This window comes from Pseudonocardia sp. DxW, from assembly GCF_058448985.1.
The window spans coordinates 529476-549260 of sequence record NZ_JBZFLK010000001.1; the positions used below are offsets into that span (position 1 = coordinate 529476).

General features: G+C 74.0%; 16 protein-coding genes. 6 read left to right on the forward strand and 10 right to left on the reverse strand.

The window, feature by feature from the left end; translation table 11 throughout:
• Positions 1 to 3: 3 nt before the first annotated feature.
• The 5 genes from ACVJO7_RS02640 to ACVJO7_RS02660 all read right to left on the reverse strand — a co-directional run bounded on the left by ACVJO7_RS02640 (position 4) and on the right by ACVJO7_RS02660 (position 6672).
• Positions 4 to 1800 (reverse strand): ABC-F family ATP-binding cassette domain-containing protein, encoded by a 1797-nt coding sequence (locus ACVJO7_RS02640; protein WP_491671530.1) that lies wholly within the window; start codon positions 1798 to 1800, stop codon positions 4 to 6.
• Positions 1801 to 1819: 19 nt separating this feature from the next.
• On the reverse strand, positions 1820 to 2797 hold the full coding sequence (locus tag ACVJO7_RS02645; RefSeq protein ID WP_344026738.1) for a 4-(cytidine 5'-diphospho)-2-C-methyl-D-erythritol kinase: 978 nt from the start codon (positions 2795 to 2797) through the stop codon (positions 1820 to 1822).
• 62 nt (positions 2798 to 2859) lie between these two features.
• Complete coding sequence (locus ACVJO7_RS02650) at positions 2860 to 4380, reverse strand: DHA2 family efflux MFS transporter permease subunit (RefSeq protein ID WP_491671531.1); 1521 nt, start codon at positions 4378 to 4380, stop codon at positions 2860 to 2862.
• Positions 4381 to 4435: 55 nt separating this feature from the next.
• Positions 4436 to 5224, reverse strand: coding sequence for an SDR family NAD(P)-dependent oxidoreductase (locus ACVJO7_RS02655; protein WP_491671532.1), 789 nt, complete (start codon positions 5222 to 5224; stop codon positions 4436 to 4438).
• The gene (locus tag ACVJO7_RS02660) at positions 5221 to 6672 is read right to left on the reverse strand and encodes an aldehyde dehydrogenase family protein (protein ID WP_491671533.1); all 1452 of its coding nucleotides are present in this window, start codon (positions 6670 to 6672) and stop codon (positions 5221 to 5223) included. Before ACVJO7_RS02660 ends, ACVJO7_RS02655 begins: the two co-directional genes overlap by 4 nt.
• A 216-nt stretch (positions 6673 to 6888) precedes the next feature.
• Here ACVJO7_RS02660 and ACVJO7_RS02665 point away from each other — a divergent pair, with 216 nt between their 5' ends.
• The 5 genes from ACVJO7_RS02665 to ACVJO7_RS02685 are packed head-to-tail and all read left to right on the forward strand — an operon-like array spanning position 6889 to position 13799.
• On the forward strand, positions 6889 to 7575 hold the full coding sequence (locus ACVJO7_RS02665) for a GntR family transcriptional regulator (RefSeq protein WP_491671534.1): 687 nt from the start codon (positions 6889 to 6891) through the stop codon (positions 7573 to 7575).
• Complete coding sequence (locus tag ACVJO7_RS02670; protein ID WP_491671535.1) at positions 7572 to 9674, forward strand: hydantoinase/oxoprolinase family protein; 2103 nt, start codon at positions 7572 to 7574, stop codon at positions 9672 to 9674. Before ACVJO7_RS02665 ends, ACVJO7_RS02670 begins: the two co-directional genes overlap by 4 nt.
• 15 nt (positions 9675 to 9689) lie before the next feature.
• Positions 9690 to 11903 carry a hydantoinase B/oxoprolinase family protein gene (locus ACVJO7_RS02675; protein WP_491671536.1) on the forward strand — a complete coding sequence of 738 codons (2214 nt, stop codon included), beginning with the start codon at positions 9690 to 9692 and terminating at the stop codon, positions 11901 to 11903.
• On the forward strand, positions 11896 to 13032 hold the full coding sequence (locus ACVJO7_RS02680; protein WP_491671537.1) for a 3-isopropylmalate dehydrogenase: 1137 nt from the start codon (positions 11896 to 11898) through the stop codon (positions 13030 to 13032). Before ACVJO7_RS02675 ends, ACVJO7_RS02680 begins: the two co-directional genes overlap by 8 nt.
• Positions 13029 to 13799 carry a FadR/GntR family transcriptional regulator gene (locus tag ACVJO7_RS02685; protein WP_491671538.1) on the forward strand — a complete coding sequence of 257 codons (771 nt, stop codon included), beginning with the start codon at positions 13029 to 13031 and terminating at the stop codon, positions 13797 to 13799. The genes ACVJO7_RS02680 and ACVJO7_RS02685 overlap by 4 nt, the downstream gene beginning before the upstream one ends.
• Here ACVJO7_RS02685 and rsmA read toward each other — a convergent pair whose 3' ends face one another.
• The 4 genes from rsmA to metG form a co-directional block, all read right to left on the reverse strand.
• Positions 13800 to 14690, reverse strand: coding sequence for a 16S rRNA (adenine(1518)-N(6)/adenine(1519)-N(6))-dimethyltransferase RsmA (gene rsmA / locus ACVJO7_RS02690; protein ID WP_491671539.1), 891 nt, complete (start codon positions 14688 to 14690; stop codon positions 13800 to 13802).
• Positions 14691 to 14734: 44 nt separating this feature from the next.
• Positions 14735 to 15583: a resuscitation-promoting factor gene (locus ACVJO7_RS02695; RefSeq protein ID WP_491671540.1), complete on the reverse strand. Its 849-nt coding sequence runs from the start codon at positions 15581 to 15583 to the stop codon at positions 14735 to 14737.
• Between the two features lie 302 nt (positions 15584 to 15885).
• Positions 15886 to 16734, reverse strand: a complete 849-nt coding sequence (locus tag ACVJO7_RS02700) for a TatD family hydrolase (protein WP_491671541.1) — start codon at positions 16732 to 16734, stop codon at positions 15886 to 15888.
• Positions 16731 to 18521, reverse strand: coding sequence for a methionine--tRNA ligase (gene metG, locus ACVJO7_RS02705; protein WP_491671542.1), 1791 nt, complete (start codon positions 18519 to 18521; stop codon positions 16731 to 16733). The genes ACVJO7_RS02700 and metG overlap by 4 nt, the downstream gene beginning before the upstream one ends.
• A gap of 113 nt (positions 18522 to 18634) precedes the next feature.
• On the opposite strand from metG, the gene ACVJO7_RS02710 reads away from it, so the two are divergent.
• Positions 18635 to 19198: a TetR/AcrR family transcriptional regulator gene (locus ACVJO7_RS02710; RefSeq protein WP_491671543.1), complete on the forward strand. Its 564-nt coding sequence runs from the start codon at positions 18635 to 18637 to the stop codon at positions 19196 to 19198.
• A 13-nt stretch (positions 19199 to 19211) separates the two neighbouring features.
• Here ACVJO7_RS02710 and ACVJO7_RS02715 read toward each other — a convergent pair whose 3' ends face one another.
• Positions 19212 to 19763, reverse strand: coding sequence for a Uma2 family endonuclease (locus tag ACVJO7_RS02715; protein WP_491671544.1), 552 nt, complete (start codon positions 19761 to 19763; stop codon positions 19212 to 19214).
• Positions 19764 to 19785: the final 22 nt, after the last annotated feature.

The window sequence follows — 19785 nt, forward strand, 5'->3', positions numbered from 1 at the left end:
GCCCTACCCTTCGGCGCGTTCGGCGGCATCCAGCCACTCGATCTCGACCGTCTCCCGCTCCGCGACGACCGCCTTGAGCTCGCGGTCCAGCTCCATCAGCCGGTCCGGATCGGTGGCCGCCTCGGCCAGCTGCGTGTGCAGCCGCTCCTCACGCTTCGTGAGCTGCTCCATCCGCCGTTCGAGGCGCTGCGCGTCCTTGCGGGCGGTCCGCTGCGCGGCGGCGTCGACCTTCGGTGCCCGCCCCGCCGGGGTGCCGGCGGGCGACGGCGCGGCCTGCGCCACCGCGGCCGGGCCGCGACCGGCGGCCGCCCGGCGCGCCACGTACTCGCCGATCCCGCCGGGGAGGTGGGTCAGCTTCCCGTCCCCGAACAGCGCCAGCACCTGGTCGCAGACCCGCTCGGTCAGGTACCGGTCGTGGCTGACCACGACCAGCGTGCCCGGCCAGCCGTCGAGCAGGTCCTCCAGCCCGGCGAGGGTGTCGACGTCCAGGTCGTTCGTCGGCTCGTCGAGCAGCAGCACGTTCGGCTCGTCCATCAGCAGCCGGGTCAGCTGCAGCCGTCGGCGCTCGCCGCCGGAGAGCCGCCCGACCGGCGTCCACTGCCGGGCGGCCGGGAACCCGAGCTGCTCCAGGACCTGCGACGCGGTCATCTCCTGCTTCCCGAACCGCACGTACTTGGCGACGGCCTCGGTCGCCTCCAGCACGCGCATCTCGGCCGGCAGGTCGGTCAGCTCCTGGGTCAGCTGGGCGAGCTTCACCGTGCTGCCCTGCACCCGGCGTCCGGCGTCGAGCTCCCGCTCGCCGGTGAGGGCGCGCAGCAGGGTCGTCTTCCCGGACCCGTTGACGCCGACGATGCCGACCCGGTCGCCCGGGCCGAGCCGCCAGGTCACCCGGTCCAGCAGGGTCCGCCCGGCGACCTCGACGGTGGCGTCCTCCAGCTCCAGCACGGTGCGGCCGAGCCGGTTGGTCGCGAACTGCATCAGCTCGACGGTGTTGCGCGGCGCCGGGACGTCCGCGATCAGCGCCTCGGCGGCCTCGATCCGGTACCGCGGCTTCGACGTCCGGGCGGGCGGGCCGCGGCGCAGCCAGGCCAGCTCCTTGCGGGCGAGGTTGCGGCGGCGCTGCTCGGCGGCGTCGGCCTGCCGGGACCGCTCGGCCCGGGCGTAGACCCAGTCGGCGTAGCCGCCGAGGTAGGACTCGACCTTCCCGTTCGCGACCTCCCAGGTGCGGGTGCAGACGGTGTCGAGGAACCAGCGGTCGTGCGTGACGACGACGAGCGCGATCCGGCGGGTGATCAGGTGCTCGGCCAACCAGCCGATGCCCTCGACGTCGAGATGGTTGGTGGGCTCGTCGAGCACCACCAGGTCGAGCTCGCCGACGAGTGCCGCGGCCAGCGCGACCCGCCGCTTCTCGCCGCCGGACAACCCGTCGGTGGGCCGCTCCGTGTCGGTGATGCCCAGTCCGTCGAGCACGTCGCGCACCCGCGGGTCGGACGCCCACTCGTGATCGGCGCCGTAGTGCTGCAGCACGATGTCGCGGACGGTCGACCCGGCCGGGAACCGGTCCCGCTGGGCCAGGTGCGCCATCCGCAGGCCGCCGAGCCTGCTGACCCGGCCGCCGTCGGTCGGGCGGTCCCCGGTGAGCACGTCGAGCAGGGTGGTCTTGCCGCCGCCGTTGAGGCCGACGACGCCGATCCGGTCGCCGCGTTCCACCCCCAGCGAGACGGCGTCGAGCAGCACCCGCGACGCGTCACCGGGCACGTGCGCGGTGACGTTCTCCAGGTTGAGCAGGTTCTCCGGCATCAGTCGGTCCCTCCGGCCCTCAGGCCCGCGCCGGCGGCCAGCTGCCGGATCCGGTCGGGCCGCCGCGTCCCGGCGGCGGCTCGTGCTCGTCGATCACCCGGGCGCCGCCGACCGGGCCGTGCGCGACCCGGACGGTGCGGCACACACCCATCCCGGCCAGCTCGGTCGCCACCTCGACGGCGGAGTCGGCGTCCGCGCAGAGGAACGCGCAGGTCGGCCCCGATCCGGAGACCAGACCGGCGATCGCCCCGGCGTTCACCCCGGCGCGCAGCGTGCGGCGCAGGTCCGGCGCCATCGAGACGGCGGCGGCCTGCAGGTCGTTGCCCAGGTTCAGGGCGAGCTGGCGGGGATCGCCGCCGGCGAGCGCCTCCAGCACCGGCTCGACCGGCCGTTCCGGCGGCTCGGCGCCGCCGCGCAACCGGTCCAGCTCGCCGAACACCGCCGGGGTGGACAGCCCGCCGCGGGCCAGCGCGATCACCCAGTGCAGCCGGTGCCGGGCGAGCACCGGGATGACCTGCTCGCCGCGGCCGGTGCCGAGCGCGGTCCCGCCGTGCAGGCCGAACGTGACGTCCGAGCCGAGCTCGGCGGCCAGCCCGGCCAGCTCCTCGCGGCCCAGCTCCATCCGCCACAGCGTGGACAGCGCGACCAGCGCACCGGCCGCGTCGGCGGATCCGCCGGCCATCCCGCCGGCGACCGGGATGCCCTTGCGCAGGGTGACCCGCACGTCCGGCTCCCGGCCGGCCCGCTGCGCGAGCAGCTCGACCGCCCGCCAGGCCAGGTTGGTGGCGTCCAGCGGCACCTCGGCGACGCCGTCGCCGTGCACGTCCAGCGCGGGCTCCTCGGCGGGCTCGACCGACACCTCGTCGAACAGGCTCACCGCGTGGAACACGGTGACCAGGTCGTGGAATCCGTCCGGCCGCACCCCGCCCACGGCGAGGTGCAGGTTGATCTTCGCGGGCACCCGGACGGTGACCGGTCGTGGCACGGCGGACAGCACCGTTCAACCCTACGGGCAGCGCCGGGCGGCGTGCCGCCACCCGGGGAGTACGGTGGCCCGGCTCACCGCCGCGGTGCGTCGCCCCGGTCGGCCGCGGCCGGGTCGCGGGTGCGCAGGTGCTGCGGCCGGGCGAAGCAGAGCACCGCGACGAGCCCGATCACCAGCACCGCGGCCGGCAGCAGCACCGACTGCGCCATCGCCGTCGCGAAGGACTCGCGGACCTCGTCGGGCAGCGGACCGGCCGCGAAGGCGGCGTCCGGGGTGGCCGCCCCGCCCGGCACCAGCGCGGCGATCCGGGCCTCCATCAGCACCGCGATGCCCGCGCTGCCCAGCACCGCGCCGACCTGCCGGGTGGTGTTGTAGACGCCGGAGCCCGATCCGGCCTGCTCCATCGGCAGGTTGCGGGTCGCGCTGGTCGAGATCGGCGCCCACACGCAGGAGTTGGAGATGCCGAGCAGCGAGATCGGCAGCAGCAGCTGCCAGACCGGGGTGTCCGGGCTCATCACCGCGGCCAGCCAGAGCAGCCCGATCACGAACGTCGACATGCCGAAGCCGCCGATCAGCCGCGGATGGATCCGGTCGGTCAGCCGCCCGGTCCACGGCGCGAGCGCGCCGGAGAGCACCGCGAGCGGCACCAGCAGCAGCGCCGCCTCGGTCGGCGAGAAGCCGCGCACGTTCTGCGCGTAGATCATCAGCGGGAAGCCCTGCGCGGTGATCGCGAACCCGACGGTGCAGATCGCGATGTTGGCCAGCGAGAAGTTCCGGTCCCGGAACAGCTGCAGCACGACCAGCGGCTCGGAGCGGGTGCGGGACTGCCACCACACGAACGCCACCAGCACGACGGCGCCGACCACGATCAGCATCCACACCGGGACCGGGCCGACGATCGGCCCCCAGTCGTAGCGCTGGCCCTCCTGGATCCCGAAGACCAGCAGGAACACGCCGGTCGCCGACAGCACGACGCCCACCAGGTCGAACCGCCGCTTCGAGGTCTCCAGCGCGGGCACCAGGTACCAGACGGCGGCGAACGCGACGACGCCGAGCGGCACGTTCACGAAGAAGATCCACTCCCAGCCGAGCGCGCCGACCAGCACCCCGCCGAGCACCGGGCCGGCCAGCGTCGCGACCCCGGCCACCGCGCCCCACAGGCTCATCGCCCGCCCGCGCTGGGCGGCCGGGAAGGTGCGGGTGATCACCGCCATCGTCTGCGGCGTCATCATCGCCGCGCCGAGCCCCTGCGCGACCCGGGCGACGATCAGCTCGCCGATCGTGCCGGTCAGCCCGCACCACAGCGACGCCAGGGTGAACACCGCGAGCCCGGCGAGATAGACGTTCTTCGGCCCGAACCGGTCCCCGAGCCGGCCGGTGACCAGCAGCGGCACCGCGTAGGCGAGCAGGTAGGCGCTGGTCACCCAGACCACGGTGTTGACGTCGGTGCCGAACGCCACCAGCAGCGCGGGCGTCGCGACGGTCACGATCGTCGCGTCGACGAGAATCATGAAGAACCCGATGACGAGCGCCCAGAGCGCCGGCCACGGGCTCGTCCCGTCCGCGCTCACGACCGCCTCGCGTGCCCTCGTCACCCGACCATGATGGGCCCGGCGGGTCCGGCCCGCCGCGACGGGCCCGGGTGACCGCTCAGGCCGGTGGGGTGAATCGCCCGTCCACCGCGGTCCAGCCGCCGTCGACGAACAGGGTGGAGCCGGTCACGAAGGCGGCCGCCTCCGAGGCGAGGTAGACCACCGCGCCGGTCAGCTCGGCGGGCACCGCCCACCGGCCGAGCGCGCCCTTGGTGGCGTAGGCGGTGTACCAGGCGTCGTCGCTGCGGATCTGGGCGGTCAGCGGGGTCTCGACGACGCCGGGTGCGATCGCGTTGACCCGCACGCCGGCCCCGCCGAACTCGACGGCCGCCGTCTTCACCAGCTGCTCGGTGCCGGCCTTGGTCGCGGCGTAGACCGACTGGCCCGGCTCGACGACGGAGCCGCGGATCGACGAGAAGAGGATCATGCTGCCGGTGCCGCGCTCGACCATCCCGCGGCCGAACGCCTGCACCACGGAGAAGGTCGCGCGCAGGTTGAGGCCGACGACGCGGTCGAACTCGTCGAGGGAGTAGTCGAGGATCCGCTTCCGGACGTTCGTCGCGGCGGTGTGCACCAGCACGTCGACCGGGCCGGCGTCGCGGGCGGCCCGCTCGACGGCGGCCGGATCGGTGACGTCGAGCTCCAGCGGCTCCCCGCCGGCGGCGGTGGCGGCGACCCGGGCGACGCCGGCGTCCCGGTCGGCGCAGATCACGTGGGCGCCGTGCGCGGCCAGCCCGAGCGCGAGCTCGTGGCCGATGCCGCCGGCGCCGACCAGCACGGCCCGCCGGCCGTCGAGTCGGAACAGGTCGGTGTAGGGGTTGTGCGGCATACCGGTCAGCTCGCTCATTCCGGCCGGATCACGGCCATCCGGGTGACGGTCAGTTCCTCGATCGCGAAGCGGGGCCCCTCCCGGCCGATGCCGGAGTCCTTCACGCCCCCGTAGGGCATCACGTCGGAGCGGAACCCGGGGACCTCGTTGACCACGACGCCGCCCACGTCCAGCTCGTCCAGCGCGGTGAAGGCGGCGGCCAGCGAGCGGGTGAACACGGCGGCGTGCAGGCCGTAGCGGGACCGGTTGACGGCCTCGAACGCGGCGGGCAGGTCGGGCACCGAGCGGATCGCGACGACCGGCGCGAAGATCTCCTCGCACCACGCCTCGGCGGACTCCGGGACGTCGAGCAGCAGGGTCGGCTCGACGGTCCGGCCGGTCACCCCGGCGCCGTGCAGGACGGTGGCGCCGGCCCGGCGCGCCCGGTCGATCCAGGACAGCACCCGCTCGGTGGCGGCCGGGTCGATCAGCGGCGCGACCCGGGTGGCCGCGTCCCGCGGGTCGCCGACGGTCAGCTCGCCCATCCGTGCGGCCAGCCGGGCGACGAACTCCCCGCGGACCGGCTCGCAGACCAGCACCCGCTGCACGGCGATGCACGCCTGGCCGTTGAAGTAGAAGCCGCCGCGCAGCACGGCGTCGGCGGCGCGATCGAGATCGGCGTCCGCGGCGACCACCAGCGCGGTGTTCGAGCCCAGCTCGAGCAGGGTCTTGCGGGGCGCGGCGTCCCGGGCGATGGCGTGCCCGATGGCCGCGGAACCGGTGAAGGACACGGCCGCGACCCGCGGATCGGTGACCAGGGTGCGGCCGACCTCGGCGTCGCCGGTGACGACCTGGACGAGCTCGGCTGGCGCGCCGTGCGCGACCAGCGCGCGGCGGACGACGTCGGCCAGCCAGAGCGTGGCCAGCGGGGTGGCCGGGGCCGGCTTGCAGATCACCGGGCAGCCCGCGGCCAGCGCCGGTGCGATCTTGTGCGAGGCGAGCAGGAACGGGGCGTTGAACCCGGCGATCCCGACGACCAGCCCGATCGGGCGGCGCACCCAGAACCCGACCAGGCCCTCGCCGGAGGGCTGCAGGTCCAGCGGCACCGTCTCGCCGTGCAGGTGGCCGATCTCCTCGGCGGCCGCCGCCCAGGTGAACAGGGTGCGGTCGACCTCGACCGTGCAGTCGGTCCGGGTCTTGCCGGTCTCGGCGATCAGCAGCTCGACGAACGCGTCGCGGTGCACGGCCAGCTCGCGCTGCACGGCCAGCAGGACGGCGCGGCGGGTCCCGGCGCTGAGCCGCCCGGCCGGGCGGACGGCGGCGGCACCGGCGTCCAGCGCGGCAACGGCGTGCTCGGTCCGGCCGACCGGGGCGTGCGCGACGACGGAACCGTCGTAGGGGAAGACGACCGGGGCGGATCCCGTGTCGGTCCGGTGTCCGGCTCCGACCGGCAGGCCGGGCGGATGCTCGGGCAGCACGAAGGTCATGGACGGGCACTCCTCGGGACCGCGATGTCGGGGACCGCACCGAATTTGGTCAGACCAGCTCCGGCTCTAGCGCAGCATGCATACTCCGGATGCTCTCCGTCAAGACATGTTCGCGCAGGTGAAGTGCCCTACTTCTTGACACAACTCACCGGACGAGGCCAATCTCGCATCTGTATCCAGCAGCGGGATCTGCCGCTCCATCGATGGAGGTCGACGATGACCGAGCCCCACCGGCCCGGGTCCGGCCTGGTCGAGGAGGTCGCCTCGGTGTTGCGCGAGCGGATCTACACCGGGCGTCTCGCGCCCGGCGAGCACCTGCGCCAGGAGGTGCTCGCCGGCGAGCTCGGCGTGAGCCGCACCCCGCTGCGCGAGGCGATCCGGCAGCTCGAACAGGACGGGCTGCTCAGGGTCGACCCGCGGCACGGCGCCCGGGTCGTCTCCGGTGACCGGGACACCCTGCTCCAGGCCTACGAGCTGCGTGCGGTCGTCGACGGTCTGGCCGCCTGCCTCGCCGCCCGCGCCCGGCCCGGGGAGGCGCGGATCCGCGATCTGCGGGCGATTCTGGCGCTCCAGCGGGCCGCTCTCGACCCGTGGGACGCCCGGGCCTACACCGCCGCCAACGTGGACTTCCACGAGCAGCTGCTGCACCTGTCCGGGAACGAGTTCCTGATCGACCGCGCGCCGCTGCTGCGGATGACCGCGCAGGTGTTCACCCCCGTGGCCCTGATCGATCCGGCCGGCGCCCGGCGGGCGGTCGCCGAGCACGCGGCGATCGTCGGCGCCGTCGAGGCGGGCGACGAGGCCGCGGCGGAACGACTGGCCAGAGACCACATCGAGACGACCATCGAGCAGCTGCGCAGCGACGCCGCGCACGCCCCCGATGACGAGGGAGTGACCGGATGACCACCTACTACGTCGCGTCCGACATCGGCGGGACCTTCACCGACACGGTCGTGATCGACGACACCGGCCGGGTCGGCCGCCACAAATCGTCGACCGTGCCCGACAACCCGGCGCAGGGGGTGCTGGACACCCTCGGGCTGGCCGCCGCGGAGCGCGGCGTCGAGCCCGCCGAGCTGCTGGCCGACGTCGCGGTCTTCGCCCACGGCACCACCGTCGCGACGAACGCGATGCTCGAGGGGCGGACCCGCCGGGTCGGGCTGATCCAGACCAGGGGTTTCGGCGACACCCTCTCGATCATGCGCGGGTTCAAGAGCACCGGTCTGGCCGAGGAGGAGATCAAACGGTTCCGGACGCTCGTCAAGCAACCGATCGTCGTGCCCCCGGCACTGACCGCGGAGATCACCGAGCGGATCGACTACGCGGGTCGCGTCGTCTGCCCGCTCGACGAGGACGACGTTCGAGGCGCGGTGGCCCGGCTGCGCGATGCCGGCGCCGAGGTGTTCGCCGTGTCGCTGCTGTGGTCGTTCCGCAACGCCGCCCACGAACGGCGGGTCGCCGAGCTCGTCCGCGAGATCGTGCCCGACGCGTCGGTCACCCTCTCGTCGGAGTTCCTGCCGCGCCTCGGTGAGTACGAGCGGACGCTGACCACGGCGGTGAACGCCGGCCTGCGCCCGGTACTGGCCACCTCGCTGGACTCGTTCGAGCGGACCCTCGGTGCGGCCGGGCTGCGCACCGAACCGTTGCTCATGCAGTCCAACGGCGGGCTCGCCACCTTCACCGAGGTCGAGAAGCGAGCCGCCGCGACCGTGCTGTCGGGCCCGGTCGGTGGGGTGGTCGCCTCCCAGTTCCTGGGTGTCCCGGCGGGCTGGCAGAACATCGTCACCACCGACATGGGCGGTACCTCCTTCGACGTCGGCCTGGTACTCGACGGCCGGCCGGTCATGTCCCACACCACGCTGATCGGGCGTGACCAGCTCGCCCTGCCCTCGGTCGCGGTCCGCGCGGTCGGCGCCGGGGCGGGTTCGGTAGCCTCCGTCCGCAACGGGGTGCTGCAGGTCGGGCCGGAGTCCGCGGGGGCACTTCCGGGGCCAGCCTGTTACCGCCGCGGCGGGGACCGACCGACGGTCGCCGACGCCGATCTCGTGCTCGGCTACCTCAATCCGGACAACTTCCTCGGCGGCCGGCTCACGCTCGACGCCGACCGCGCACGGGACGCGATCCGGCGACACGTGGCGGAACCGACCGGGATGGGCGTCGAGGAGGCCGCCGAGGGCATCAAGACGATCGTCGACGCCCGGATGGCCGATCTCGTCCGGCAGGTGACCGTCGAACAGGGTTACGACCCGGCCGACTTCACCGTATTCGCCTACGGCGGCGCGGGGCCGCTGCACGCGTTCTCCTACGGTGCCGAGCTCGGCTGCCCGCAGATCGTCGTACCGATCACCGCCTCGGTGCACTCGGCGTTCGGTATCGGCTGTTCCGATCTGACGATGGCCGAGGAGGTGTCCCGTCCGATGCAGACCCCGCCCGGGACGACCGACCACGCGGCCGCGCTGCCGCCCGGCGAGCTGAACGCGATCTTCGACGAGCTCACCGGGCGAGCCGTCTCCGGGTTGCTGGCGGCCGGCGCCGCCCGGGAGTCGATCACCTGCCACAAGTCGGTGGAGATCCGCTTCCGGGCCCAGATCCACGTCCTCTCCGTGCCGTTCGAGCAGGACCGGATCACGGCCGCCGGGGTGGCGGAGACCGTCGACCGGTTCGTCGAGGTCTACGAGGGCCGGTTCGGCAAGGGCGCCGCCTTCCTCGAGGGCGGCGTGGAGATCACCACGTTCCGGGTCGTCGCGAGCAGCCTGGTCCCCCGCGCCGACGTCACCCCGGCCGCCGCGGCCGTGGCCGAGCCCGGTGCCCCGGGTCTGCGTCCCGTGTTCAGCGGCGGCCGGTGGACCGACGCCGTCGTGTACGGGCCCGGCCACCTGCGAGCCGGGGAGCGGCTGGACGGGCCGGCGGTGGTCGAGCTGCCCGACACCACCGTGGTGATCGGTCCAGGTCAGGACGCCGAGACCGACGATCTCGGCAACATCGTCATCCGGAACCGCTGAGCGAGGAGATCCACCGTGACCAGCACCTTCCCTGCCGTCGACCCGGTCACGCACGAGGTCATCCGGCACAAGCTCGCCTCGATCAACTCCGAGGGCGCGACGACCGTCGAGCACGTCTCCGGCTCGCCGGTCGTGCACGCCACCGACTACAACTTCGGCATCTACACCGCGTCGGGCCAGATGGCGGTGATCGGCACCTACCTGCTCACGCCCATCTACACCGGTGCGATGGCGATCGAGGAGTTCCTACGTCGCTTCGACGACATCGAGCCCGGCGACGTCTTCGTCATCAACGACCCCTACATCGCCGCGATGCACCAGAACGACGTGCAGTTCTGCAAGCCGCTCTTCCGCGACGGCGAGATCGTCGCCTGGCTGGGCTGCATGGCCCACCAGGTCGACCTCGGCGGGATGGATCCCGGCTCATGGTGCACGACCGCGACCGACGTCTTCCAGGAGGGCCTGCGGATCCCACCGGGGCGGATCGTCCGGCGCGACGTGCTGAACCAGGAGCTGTGGGACACGATCGTCCTGAACTCGCGGATGCACGACACCGTCGCGAACGACTTCCGGGCCTTCCTGGCCGGGCTGCGGGTGGCCGAGCGCCGCTTCCACGAGCTGTGCGACCGCTACGGCGCCGGCCGGGTCCGGGGGACCATGGAGACGACCCTCGACAACGCCGAGGCCGACCTGCGCGCGATGCTGCGGGAACTCCCCGACGGCGTCTACGAGCACACGTCCTACCTGGACCGGCCGGACGGCTCCGGCCGGGCCGGGCACGAGGGGGTGGAGCTGCTGCAGGTGCCGTGCCGGCTCGAGAAGACCGGCGACCGGCTGGTCTTCGACTTCTCCGCCGCCTCGCCGCAGTCCCCCGCGTACGGGATGACCACCCGCGGCGGGTTGCTCGGCGCGGTCGCCACCCTGATGCTGTGCACGTTCGGCGCCGAGATCCCCTGGAACCACGGCCTGATGCGGCCGGTGGAGGTCGTCGCGCCGGACGGGCTGTGCGTCACCGCGGTGGAGCCGATGCCGGTCTCCGGCGGGGCCGCCGGGGCGAACTGGACCGCCACCTGCTCCGCGGGTGGCGCGCTGGCGAAGATGCTGTCGTTCGACGAACGGTACGAGAACGTCGCGTTCGGCCCGTCCGACGGGTCGTGGCAGCTGAACCAGTGGGGCGGCGTCGACCAGCACGGCGAGCCGTTCGCCTCGATGTACATGGACGCGCTGTTGTGGGGTGGTCCGGCGTTCTCCTTCCGGGACGGCGTCGACGCGGGCGGATCGATGGTCATCCTCGGCGGCGGCGCGACCGACGTCGAGCAGCAGGAGATGCGCCATCCGCTGCTCTACCTGTGGCGCAGGCAGGTCCCCGACTCCGGTGGGGCCGGCACGTTCCGTGGCGGCAACGGCATCCAGTTCGCGCTCACGCCGATCGACACCGAGCAGGTCACCGGCGTCCTGGGCACGCACGGGGTCGCGGTGCCCAACCGCACCGGGATCTTCGGCGGACTGCCGGGCTCCTGCGCCCGCTTCGAGCGGGTCACCGCCTCCGGCGTGCTGGACCGGCTGGCGACGGGGCGAGCGGTCGGGGCACTCACCGAGCTGGACGGCGAGCACCAGGTGCTGCCGGGCGTCGCGCCCGCGGCGACCGTCCGGCACGGTGACGTCTTCGAGTGCACGGTGCAGAACGGCGGCGGGTACGGCGACCCGCTGCATCGCGAGCCCGCCCGGGTCGCCGCGGACGTCGTCGCGGGCGCCGTCGGCCGGGACGCCGCCGCCCGACTCTACGGCGTACTGCTCGCCGAGGACGGGACGATCGACCCGGACGCGACCGCCGGCCGACGGGCGGCGATCCGCGACGACCGTCGTTCCCGGATGGTCGCCCCGGACACCCCACCCGCACCGGCGCCCGGCGGTGAACCGACCGGTGTGTGGGGTGCCTCGCTGGTCACCAGGGACACCCCGGACGGCCCGTTCGCGTCCTGCCGGCACTGTGACACCCCACTCGGCCCGCTCGATGCCGGCTGGGAGTCGCTGGCCGGTACCGTCCGGTTCGGCCCGGACGACCTGGGCGAGCGGGTCGACGTGCACACCGAGCTGGTCGTCGTCGCCCGGGTCTGTCCGGGTTGCGTCACCACCCTGTGGGTGGACACCGAACCCGTGGGTGGCCGTACCTGGCACGACTTCGCGATCCGACACCGACCGTCCGCAGGAGGAACCGCCCGTGCGTGAGTACGACCTGGCCGTCGTCGGTGGCGACGGGATCGGCCCGGACGTCACCGACGCCGCCCTGGCCGGTGTCCTGGCCGCGGCCGACCGGTTCGGCTTCGCGGTCCGGCCCACCCGGCTCGATCTCGGCGCCGAGCGCTACCTGCGCACCGGCACCGTGCTGGACGACGACGACGTCGCCACGCTGCGCCGGCACGACGCGATCCTGCTCGGCGCCGTCGGCGACCCGCGGGTGCCGCCCGGCGTGCTGGAGCAGGGCCTGGTGATCGCGCTGCGGGTCGCGCTGCGCCAGTCGGTCAACCTGCGCCCGGTCCGGCTGTACCCGGGCGTGACCAGCCCGGTCACCGGCGTCACCCCGGACAACTGCGACCTGGTGATCGTCCGGGAGAACACCGAGGGCCTCTACAGCGGCGGCGGCTCCACCTCGCACGCCGGGACGCCGCACGCCCTCGCCCTGCAGCACTCGGTGACCACCACCGCCGCCACCCGGGACGCGGTGGAGTTCGCGTTCCGGCTGGCCGCCGCCCGCCGCGGCCGGCTCACGCTGTGCCACAAGACGAACGTGCTGGTGCACGCCGGGCGGCTGTGGTCCGGCGTGGTGGAGGAGGTCGCCGCGGACTTCCCCGGCGTCGAGCACGACTACGTGCACGCCGACGCCATGTGCCAGCACCTGCCGCTGGATCCCGGCCGGTTCGACGTCGTCGTCACCGACAACCTGTTCGGCGACATCATCAGCGACCTGGGCGCCACCGTGCAGGGCGGTCTCGGGCTGGCGGCGAGCGCCAACCACAACCCGCACGGCGACGCGCCGAGCATGTTCGAACCGGTGCACGGCTCGGCACCGGACATCGCCGGGACCGGCGGCGCGAACCCGGCCGCCGCCGCGCTGTCCGCGGCGATGTGCCTGGCCGGGCTCGGCGAGGCAGACGCCGCGCTGGTGCTGGAGGCGGCCACCGCGTCCGTGCTCGCCGAGCTGCCCGCCCTCGCCGGGCCGGCGATGGGCGCCGACACGGCCACGATCGGCGCCCGGATCGCCGAGCGGGTCGGCACCGCCGCACCGGTCGGCGACCCGGCGACGTCGTTCGTGGCCGCGTTCGCCGGTCTCGCCCCGCGCCGGGCCGTCCCGGCGTGACCGGTGGCGATGCCGATCCCCGGGTGTTCCAGCGGGTGGTCGACCACGTCGAGCGGGCGATCGCCGGGGGCGAGCTCGCCCCCGGCGACCGGCTGCCCAGCGAGCGCGAGCTCGGCGAGCGGTTCGCGATCGCCCGCACCTCGGTCCGCGAGGCGCTGCGGGTGCTCGAGCACGCCGGACTGATCCGGTCCCGGCCGCGCGACCCGCGCGGGCCGCTGGTGCTGCCGCCCTCCCCCGGCCCGGCCCGCCGCTCGATCGCCACCTTCACCAGCACCGGCGGGTTCGGGCTGGCCGAGCTCGTGCAGTTCCGGATGGTCGCCGACGCGTCCGCCAACCTGCTCGCCGCGCGCCGGCGCACCCCCGCCGACCTGGTCGCGCTGGAGCGCAACACGGCGCGGATGCGCGCCGCCATCGACGCCGGCTACGTCGAGTTCGGCCTCGCCGACCTGGAGTTCCACGAGATCATCGCCCGGGCCGCCGGGAACCGGCTGGTGCAGCTCTACGGCGACGTGACCCGGGAGGCCGTGCTCGGGCTGATCCAGCGCACCATCCTCGACGCCGACGACCGGCACACCCTGATGCTGCGTTCGGTGCGCCACCATCGCGCCGTGTTCGCCGCGATCGCCGACCGGGACGGGCCGCTGGCGTCCCGGCTCGCCCGGGAGACCCTGTACGCCTACTACGCCGAGCACGTCGGCGACGACGACCGCGAGATCATGGCCGACCTGGTACGCGAGGTCGGCGGGCGGCTGCCGGACCGGCCCTGATCAGCCGTGCTCGGCCGGGTGCGCGGCGGCGACGGCCGCGAAGTCGGCGACCGAGAGCCGTTCGGCCCGGGTCGCCGGGTCGATCCCGGCGGCCCGCAGCGCCACCTCGGCCGCCGCCGGGGAGCCGGCCCAGCCGGCGAGCGCGCCGCGCAGCGCCTTGCGCCGCTGCGCGAACGCGGCCTCGATCACCGCGAACGTCGCCGCCCGGCCGGCACCGGCCGGCGGATCCTGCCGGACGAACCCGAGCAGCCCCGAGTCGACGCCCGGGACCGGCCAGAACACCGCGCGCGGCACCGGACCGGCCCGGCGGGCGTCGGCGTACCAGGCGAGCTTCGCGCTCGGCGCGCCGTACTCCCTCGACCCGGGGCGGGCGGCGAGCCGGTCGGCGACCTCTGCCTGCACCATGACCAGTCCACGCTCGATGCCGGGCAGCTCGGCGAGCAGGTGCAGCAGGACCGGGACGGCCACGTTGTACGGCAGGTTCGCGACGATCGCGGTCGGACCGGCCGCGCCGGGCCCGGCGTCGGCGGCCAGCTCGGCGGCGCCGACCCGCAGCGCGTCCGCGGTGGTGACGGTGAGCCGGTCCGCGAGGCCGGGCGCCCGCTCGGCGACGGTCCCGGCGAGCACCCCGGCGAGTACCGGGTCGATCTCCACCGCGTGCACCCGGGCGACGGCGGGGAGCAGGGCCAGGGTGAGCGAGCCGAGGCCGGGCCCGACCTCCAGCACCACGTCGTCGGCGCCGACGCCGGCGACCTTCACGATCCGCCGGACCGTGTTGCCGTCGTGCACGAAGTTCTGGCCGAGCTTCTTGGTGGGGCGCAGGCCGAGCCGGTCGGCCAGCACCCGGATGTCGGCGGGGCCCAGCAGCCGGGCGGTCCCGTGGTCGCTCACCGGGACATTGTCGCCGGGCGCCCGCGGCCCGGACGAGCCGGGGATCAGCGCAGGCCGAGCTTGCGGGAGCAGGCCGGCCAGGCCCCGTAGCCGCCGCGGTCGTCGCGCACCTTCTCGGCGATCGCGATCTGCTGCTCGCGGCTCGCCTTGTCGGCGGTCGGCGCGTAGGTGCCGCCGCCGTAGGCCTGCCAGGTCTGCTTGTTGAACTGCAGACCGCCGTGGTAGCCGTTGCCGGTGTTGATCGACCAGTTGCCGCCGGACTCGCACTGGGCGAGCCGGTCCCAGGTCGCGCCGTTCGACACGGCGGGGGCGGCCGGGCTCTCCGGCGCCTCCTCGACCTTCTTGGTGCCGACCTTGACCACCCGAGGCTTCGCCGGGGTGTCCTGACCGGCGCCGATCCGCTCCCGGGAGACCTCGTTGCCCTGGTCGTAGGTGACCCGCCAGATCACGCTGCGCTCACCCTCGGTGCCCGGGTCGACCACGGTGCGGGTGCCCTCCTCCAGGGTCGGGTCCGCCACCTCCTCCTCCGGGACGGGGAGCTTCAGCAGCTCGACGACCTGCGCGTCGATGATGTCGGCCGCGCTCGCCGGGGCCGCGACCGGGGCGAACGACGCGGCCGACGGGGCGGTCTCCAGCGCCATCGTCGCGGTGCCGAGATCGGTCGCGCCGGCGGCCAGGTCGGCGCGCAGCGTCTGCGTGTCGGGCTCGGTCTGCGGTGCCATCACGGCTGCGGCGAGACCGCCGGTCGGCAGTGAGAACAGGGCCGCCGCGGCGACGGTGCGTACACCCGCCTTCGAGCGGCCGGTGGACCGGTGCCTGCCCTCGTACGCGGCTCCGGCCAGACCGGCGGGGGCGGCGATGGGAAGCGGACGCGTGACGTCGTCTTCGGACACACCGTCTCCGGACACACCAGCGTTGCGCTCGAACATGACTTCCCGGGTGACTCGGCTCTCCGGGCAGGGGGTGTGACCTGCGGAGACGACGGCCGGCGCGGTGCCGGGGAGCGGAACCGATGCTGGGGAGCGGACCGGCCGTCGTCCCGCGGGTCGGGGAGCTTTCCCATCCCGGTGGGTACGGCGCAGGACGTTAGCGGACCGTGACCCGCCCGCGGTGCACCCGACGCGCTTGCCGCGGCGAGCGGCTTGTGATCGACGGTGAGTGACGATCGGGCCACCGGCGGGCTCGGCGGGCGGCGTTATTCGATTGCGCCCGTCCGGAAGATCCGTTCGGCGTTGCGCCGCGCCATCTCGGCGACGCGTGCTTCCGTCTCCCCGCGCGTCGCCGCCATCCCGCGGACCGTCCAGGGCAGCACGTAGGGCTCGTTCGCCCGCCCGCGGTGCGGGTGCGGGGTGAGGAACGGCGCGTCGGTCTCGACCAGGTACTGCCCGTCCGGGACGAGCGCCGCGGCGGTCCGCAGCTCGTCGTTGCGCGTGAAGGTGACCGGCCCGGCGAACGACAGGACGTAACCGGCGTCCACGCACTCGCGGGCCATCGCCGCGTCCCCGGAGAAGCAGTGGAACACCACGATCTCCGGGGCGCCCTCCTCGCGCAGGATGCGCAGCACGTCGTCGTGCGCGTCCCGGTCGTGGATCATCAGCGGCTTGCCGGTGCGCTTGGCGAGCCCGATGTGCCAGCGGAACGCGTCCTGCTGGGCGGCCGGCGGCGAGTGGTCCCAGTAGTAGTCCAGGCCGGTCTCGCCGATGCTGACCACCCGCTCGTCGGCGGCCAGCCGCTCGATCTCGGCCAGCTCGGCGGCGCCCACCGACGCGGTCCGGGTCGGGTGCAGCGCGACCGCGGCCCACACCCGCGGATCGGCGTGCGCGGCCCGCACCGCGAACCGGGCACCGGCCAGGTCGTCGGCGATCGTCACGGCGCCGACCACGCCGACCGCCGCCGCCCGGTCCATGGCGGCGACGACGTCGGCGTCGGTCTCGCAGCCGCACGCGTCGAGATGGGTGTGGCTGTCGATCGTCGGTGCGGCGAGCGGCTCCGGCGGGTCCGGCCGGGGACGCCTGCCGTACGGCGGGTCCCCCTGCTCGCTCACTGCCCGATCGGGGCCCACTCCGGGCCCGTCTCCCCCAGCTCGGGCGCGAGCTTGGCGAAGATCGGCGACGGCTTGGCCAGCGGCCGCCCCACCTCGATCGGGGTGGATTCCCAGTGCGCCTGCTCGGCGGCGTAGTCGCCGGTCAGCACCGGGTACGACGGGCCGTCGCCGAGATCGTCGACCTCCGTGCGCTCCGGCTGCGCCGCCCAGGTCCCGCTGCCGCCCAGCGCCTCGTGCACCTGCTGCGCGGCGTGCGGCAGGAACGGGGTGAGCAGCGTGTTCGCGTCCTGCACGACCTGCAGCGCGGTGTGCAGGATCGTGTCCCGGCGCTCCGGGTCGTCGCGGCGCTTCCACGGCTCCTGGTCGGACAGGTACCGGTTGGCGGCGGTGACCACCCGCATCGCCTCGGACGACGCCTGCTTGAACCGGTTGCGGGCGAGCAGGCCGCCGACCGTGTCGAACCCGGCCCGCGAGTAGGCGAGCAGGTCGGCGTCGGCCTGGGCGGGGGCGGTCGGCTTCGGGACGGCGCCCACGTTCTTGTGCGCCATCGAGATGGACCGGTTGACCAGGTTGCCCCACTCGTTGGCCAGCTCGAAGTTGATCCGGCGGACGAACTCGTCCCAGGTGAAGTCGACGTCGGTGTTCTCCGGGCCGGCGACGGCGATGTAGTAGCGCAGCGCGTCCGGCCCGAACTCGCGCAGGAAGTCGCCGACGTAGATGACGGTGCCGCGGCTGGTGGAGAACTTCGAGCCGCTCATCGTCAGGTACTCCGAGGAGACGACCTCGCTGGGCAGGTTCAGCGTGCCGTAGGTGCCGGGCTCGCCGCCGCGGTCGCCCTGGCCGTTCTGGCCGAGCAGGATGGCCGGCCACATCACCGAGTGGAAGGTGATGTTGTCCTTGCCCATGAAGTAGTACGCCTGGGCCGCCGGATCGGTCCACCACTGCTTCCAGGCGTCCGGGTCGCCGCTGCGCCGCGCCCACTCCACCGACGCGGACAGGTAGCCGATCACCGCGTCGAACCAGACGTAGATCTTCTTCATCGGGTTGTCCGACCAGCCGTCCAGCGGCACCGGGACGCCCCACTCCAGGTCCCGGGTGATCGCGCGCGGCTTGAGGTCCTTGGCGAGGTTCGCCGAGAACCGCAGCACGTTCGGCCGCCAGTCGGTGCGGGTGGACAGCCACGAGCCCAGCGCGTCGGAGAACGCGGGCAGGTCGAGGAAGAAGTGCTCGGTCTCGACGAACTTCGGCGTCTCGCCGTTGATCTTCGACCGCGGGTTCTTCAGGTCGGCCGGGTCGAGCTGGTTGCCGCAGTTGTCGCACTGGTCGCCGCGGGCGCCGTCGTAGCCGCAGATCGGGCAGGTGCCCTCGACGTAGCGGTCCGGCAGGGTGCGGCCGGTGGACGGGCTGATCGCGGCCAGCTGCGTCTTCGGGACGATGTAGCCGTTGCGGTACAGCGACGAGAAGATGTGCTGCACGACCTCGTAGTGGTTCGAGGTCGTGGTGCGGGTGAACAGGTCGTAGGACAGGCCGAGCCCCTGCAGGTCGGCGGTGATGACGTCGTTGTACTTGTCCGCCAGCTGCCGCGGGGTCAGTCCCTCGGCGTCGGCCTGCACCTGGATCGGGGTGCCGTGCTCGTCGGTGCCGGAGACCATCAGCACCCGGTCCCCCGCCATTCGCCGGTACCGGGCGAAGACGTCGGAGGGCACACCGAAGCCGGAGACGTGGCCGATGTGCCGGGGACCGTTGGCGTAGGGCCACGCCACGGCGGTCAGCACGGCATTACTCATGCTCCCCAGCCTATTCACCGCGGCCACCCGGTTGCCGGGCGGCACGTCCGCGGCGTCCGCGCGGACCCGTGATCGACCGGCCCGCGGCCCCGGCCGGTGCCATGATGGCTGTCATGGATGCTGCCGAGCGGGACCGCGACGCGCTGCTGGACGCGGGCCTGCAGCAGTGGGCGGACGGCGGCTGGGCGGCGGTCGACCCGGTGTCGGCGGCCCGCCGGGCGGGCGTCGGGAACGACAGCACCGGCGAGTTCGGCTCCGGCGTCGACCTGGCGTGTGCGGTGTTCGACCAGGTCGTCGACGAGCGCGCCGCCGCCACGCTCAGCGCGGTGGAGCAGGCCGAGCCGAACACGATGGCGAAGGTGCGGGCGGCACTCGGCGCGTTCTTCGACAACATCGACGACGACCCGCGACGGGTGGTCGCACTGGTCGACGCGATCGGCTGCCCGCCGCTGGTCGCGCGCCGGCGCAGCGCCAACCGGGGCTTCGCGGAGCTGATGGTGAGCGGCAACGCCGGGAGCCGGATCGAGCCGGACGACCTGCGGGTCGCCGGGCACTTCTGCCTCGGCGGGCTGACCGAGGTCATCCTGGCCTGGCTGGACCCGGAGAGCCCGGTGACCCGCGGGCAGGCCCTCGAGCACGGCGCCCGGCTCTACGAGTCCTGCCTGAGCACCCGCTGAGCGGGCCCGGGCCTCAGACCTGCGCGGAGCCGTCGTCCCAGGTCAGGTGCAGGGCGCCGGCGGTGGTGCGCAGCTCGACGCCGAGCGTCTCCAGCCCGAGCACGCCGCCGGTCGCCTGGACCGGGAGCAGCCGGGTCCCGACGGCCCGGAACACCTCGGCCCGCCGGTCGTCGGGGTGTACGACGAGCAGCTCCCGCACCCCGGCGGCGGCGTAGAACTCGATCTTCTCGTAGGTCTCGTCCCCGGGTGAGCGGATCTCGACGACCAGATCGGCGCCCTCGGCTCCGCGACCCGACCGGTGCTCCGGCCGTCGACAGAGCTGGTCCGGGATCCGGTAGTCGTGCTCGGAGCGGAACAGCCCCGTCTCCATCCGTGGATCCAGGCCACGCCGCTTCGCCAGCGGGGCCAGGATCAGGAACAGCTCGCTGCTGATGCCCTGGTGCGGTTCACCCGGCGGCGGAACCATGTGCAGCACTCCGTCCCACATCTCGTCCCGGCCGTCCAGCCCCAGCCGGCGGCGCTCGTCGAGCATCGCCTTCGGCGGGTCGAGCATGAGGACCTTCATGGGGCGATGGTACCGAGGACCG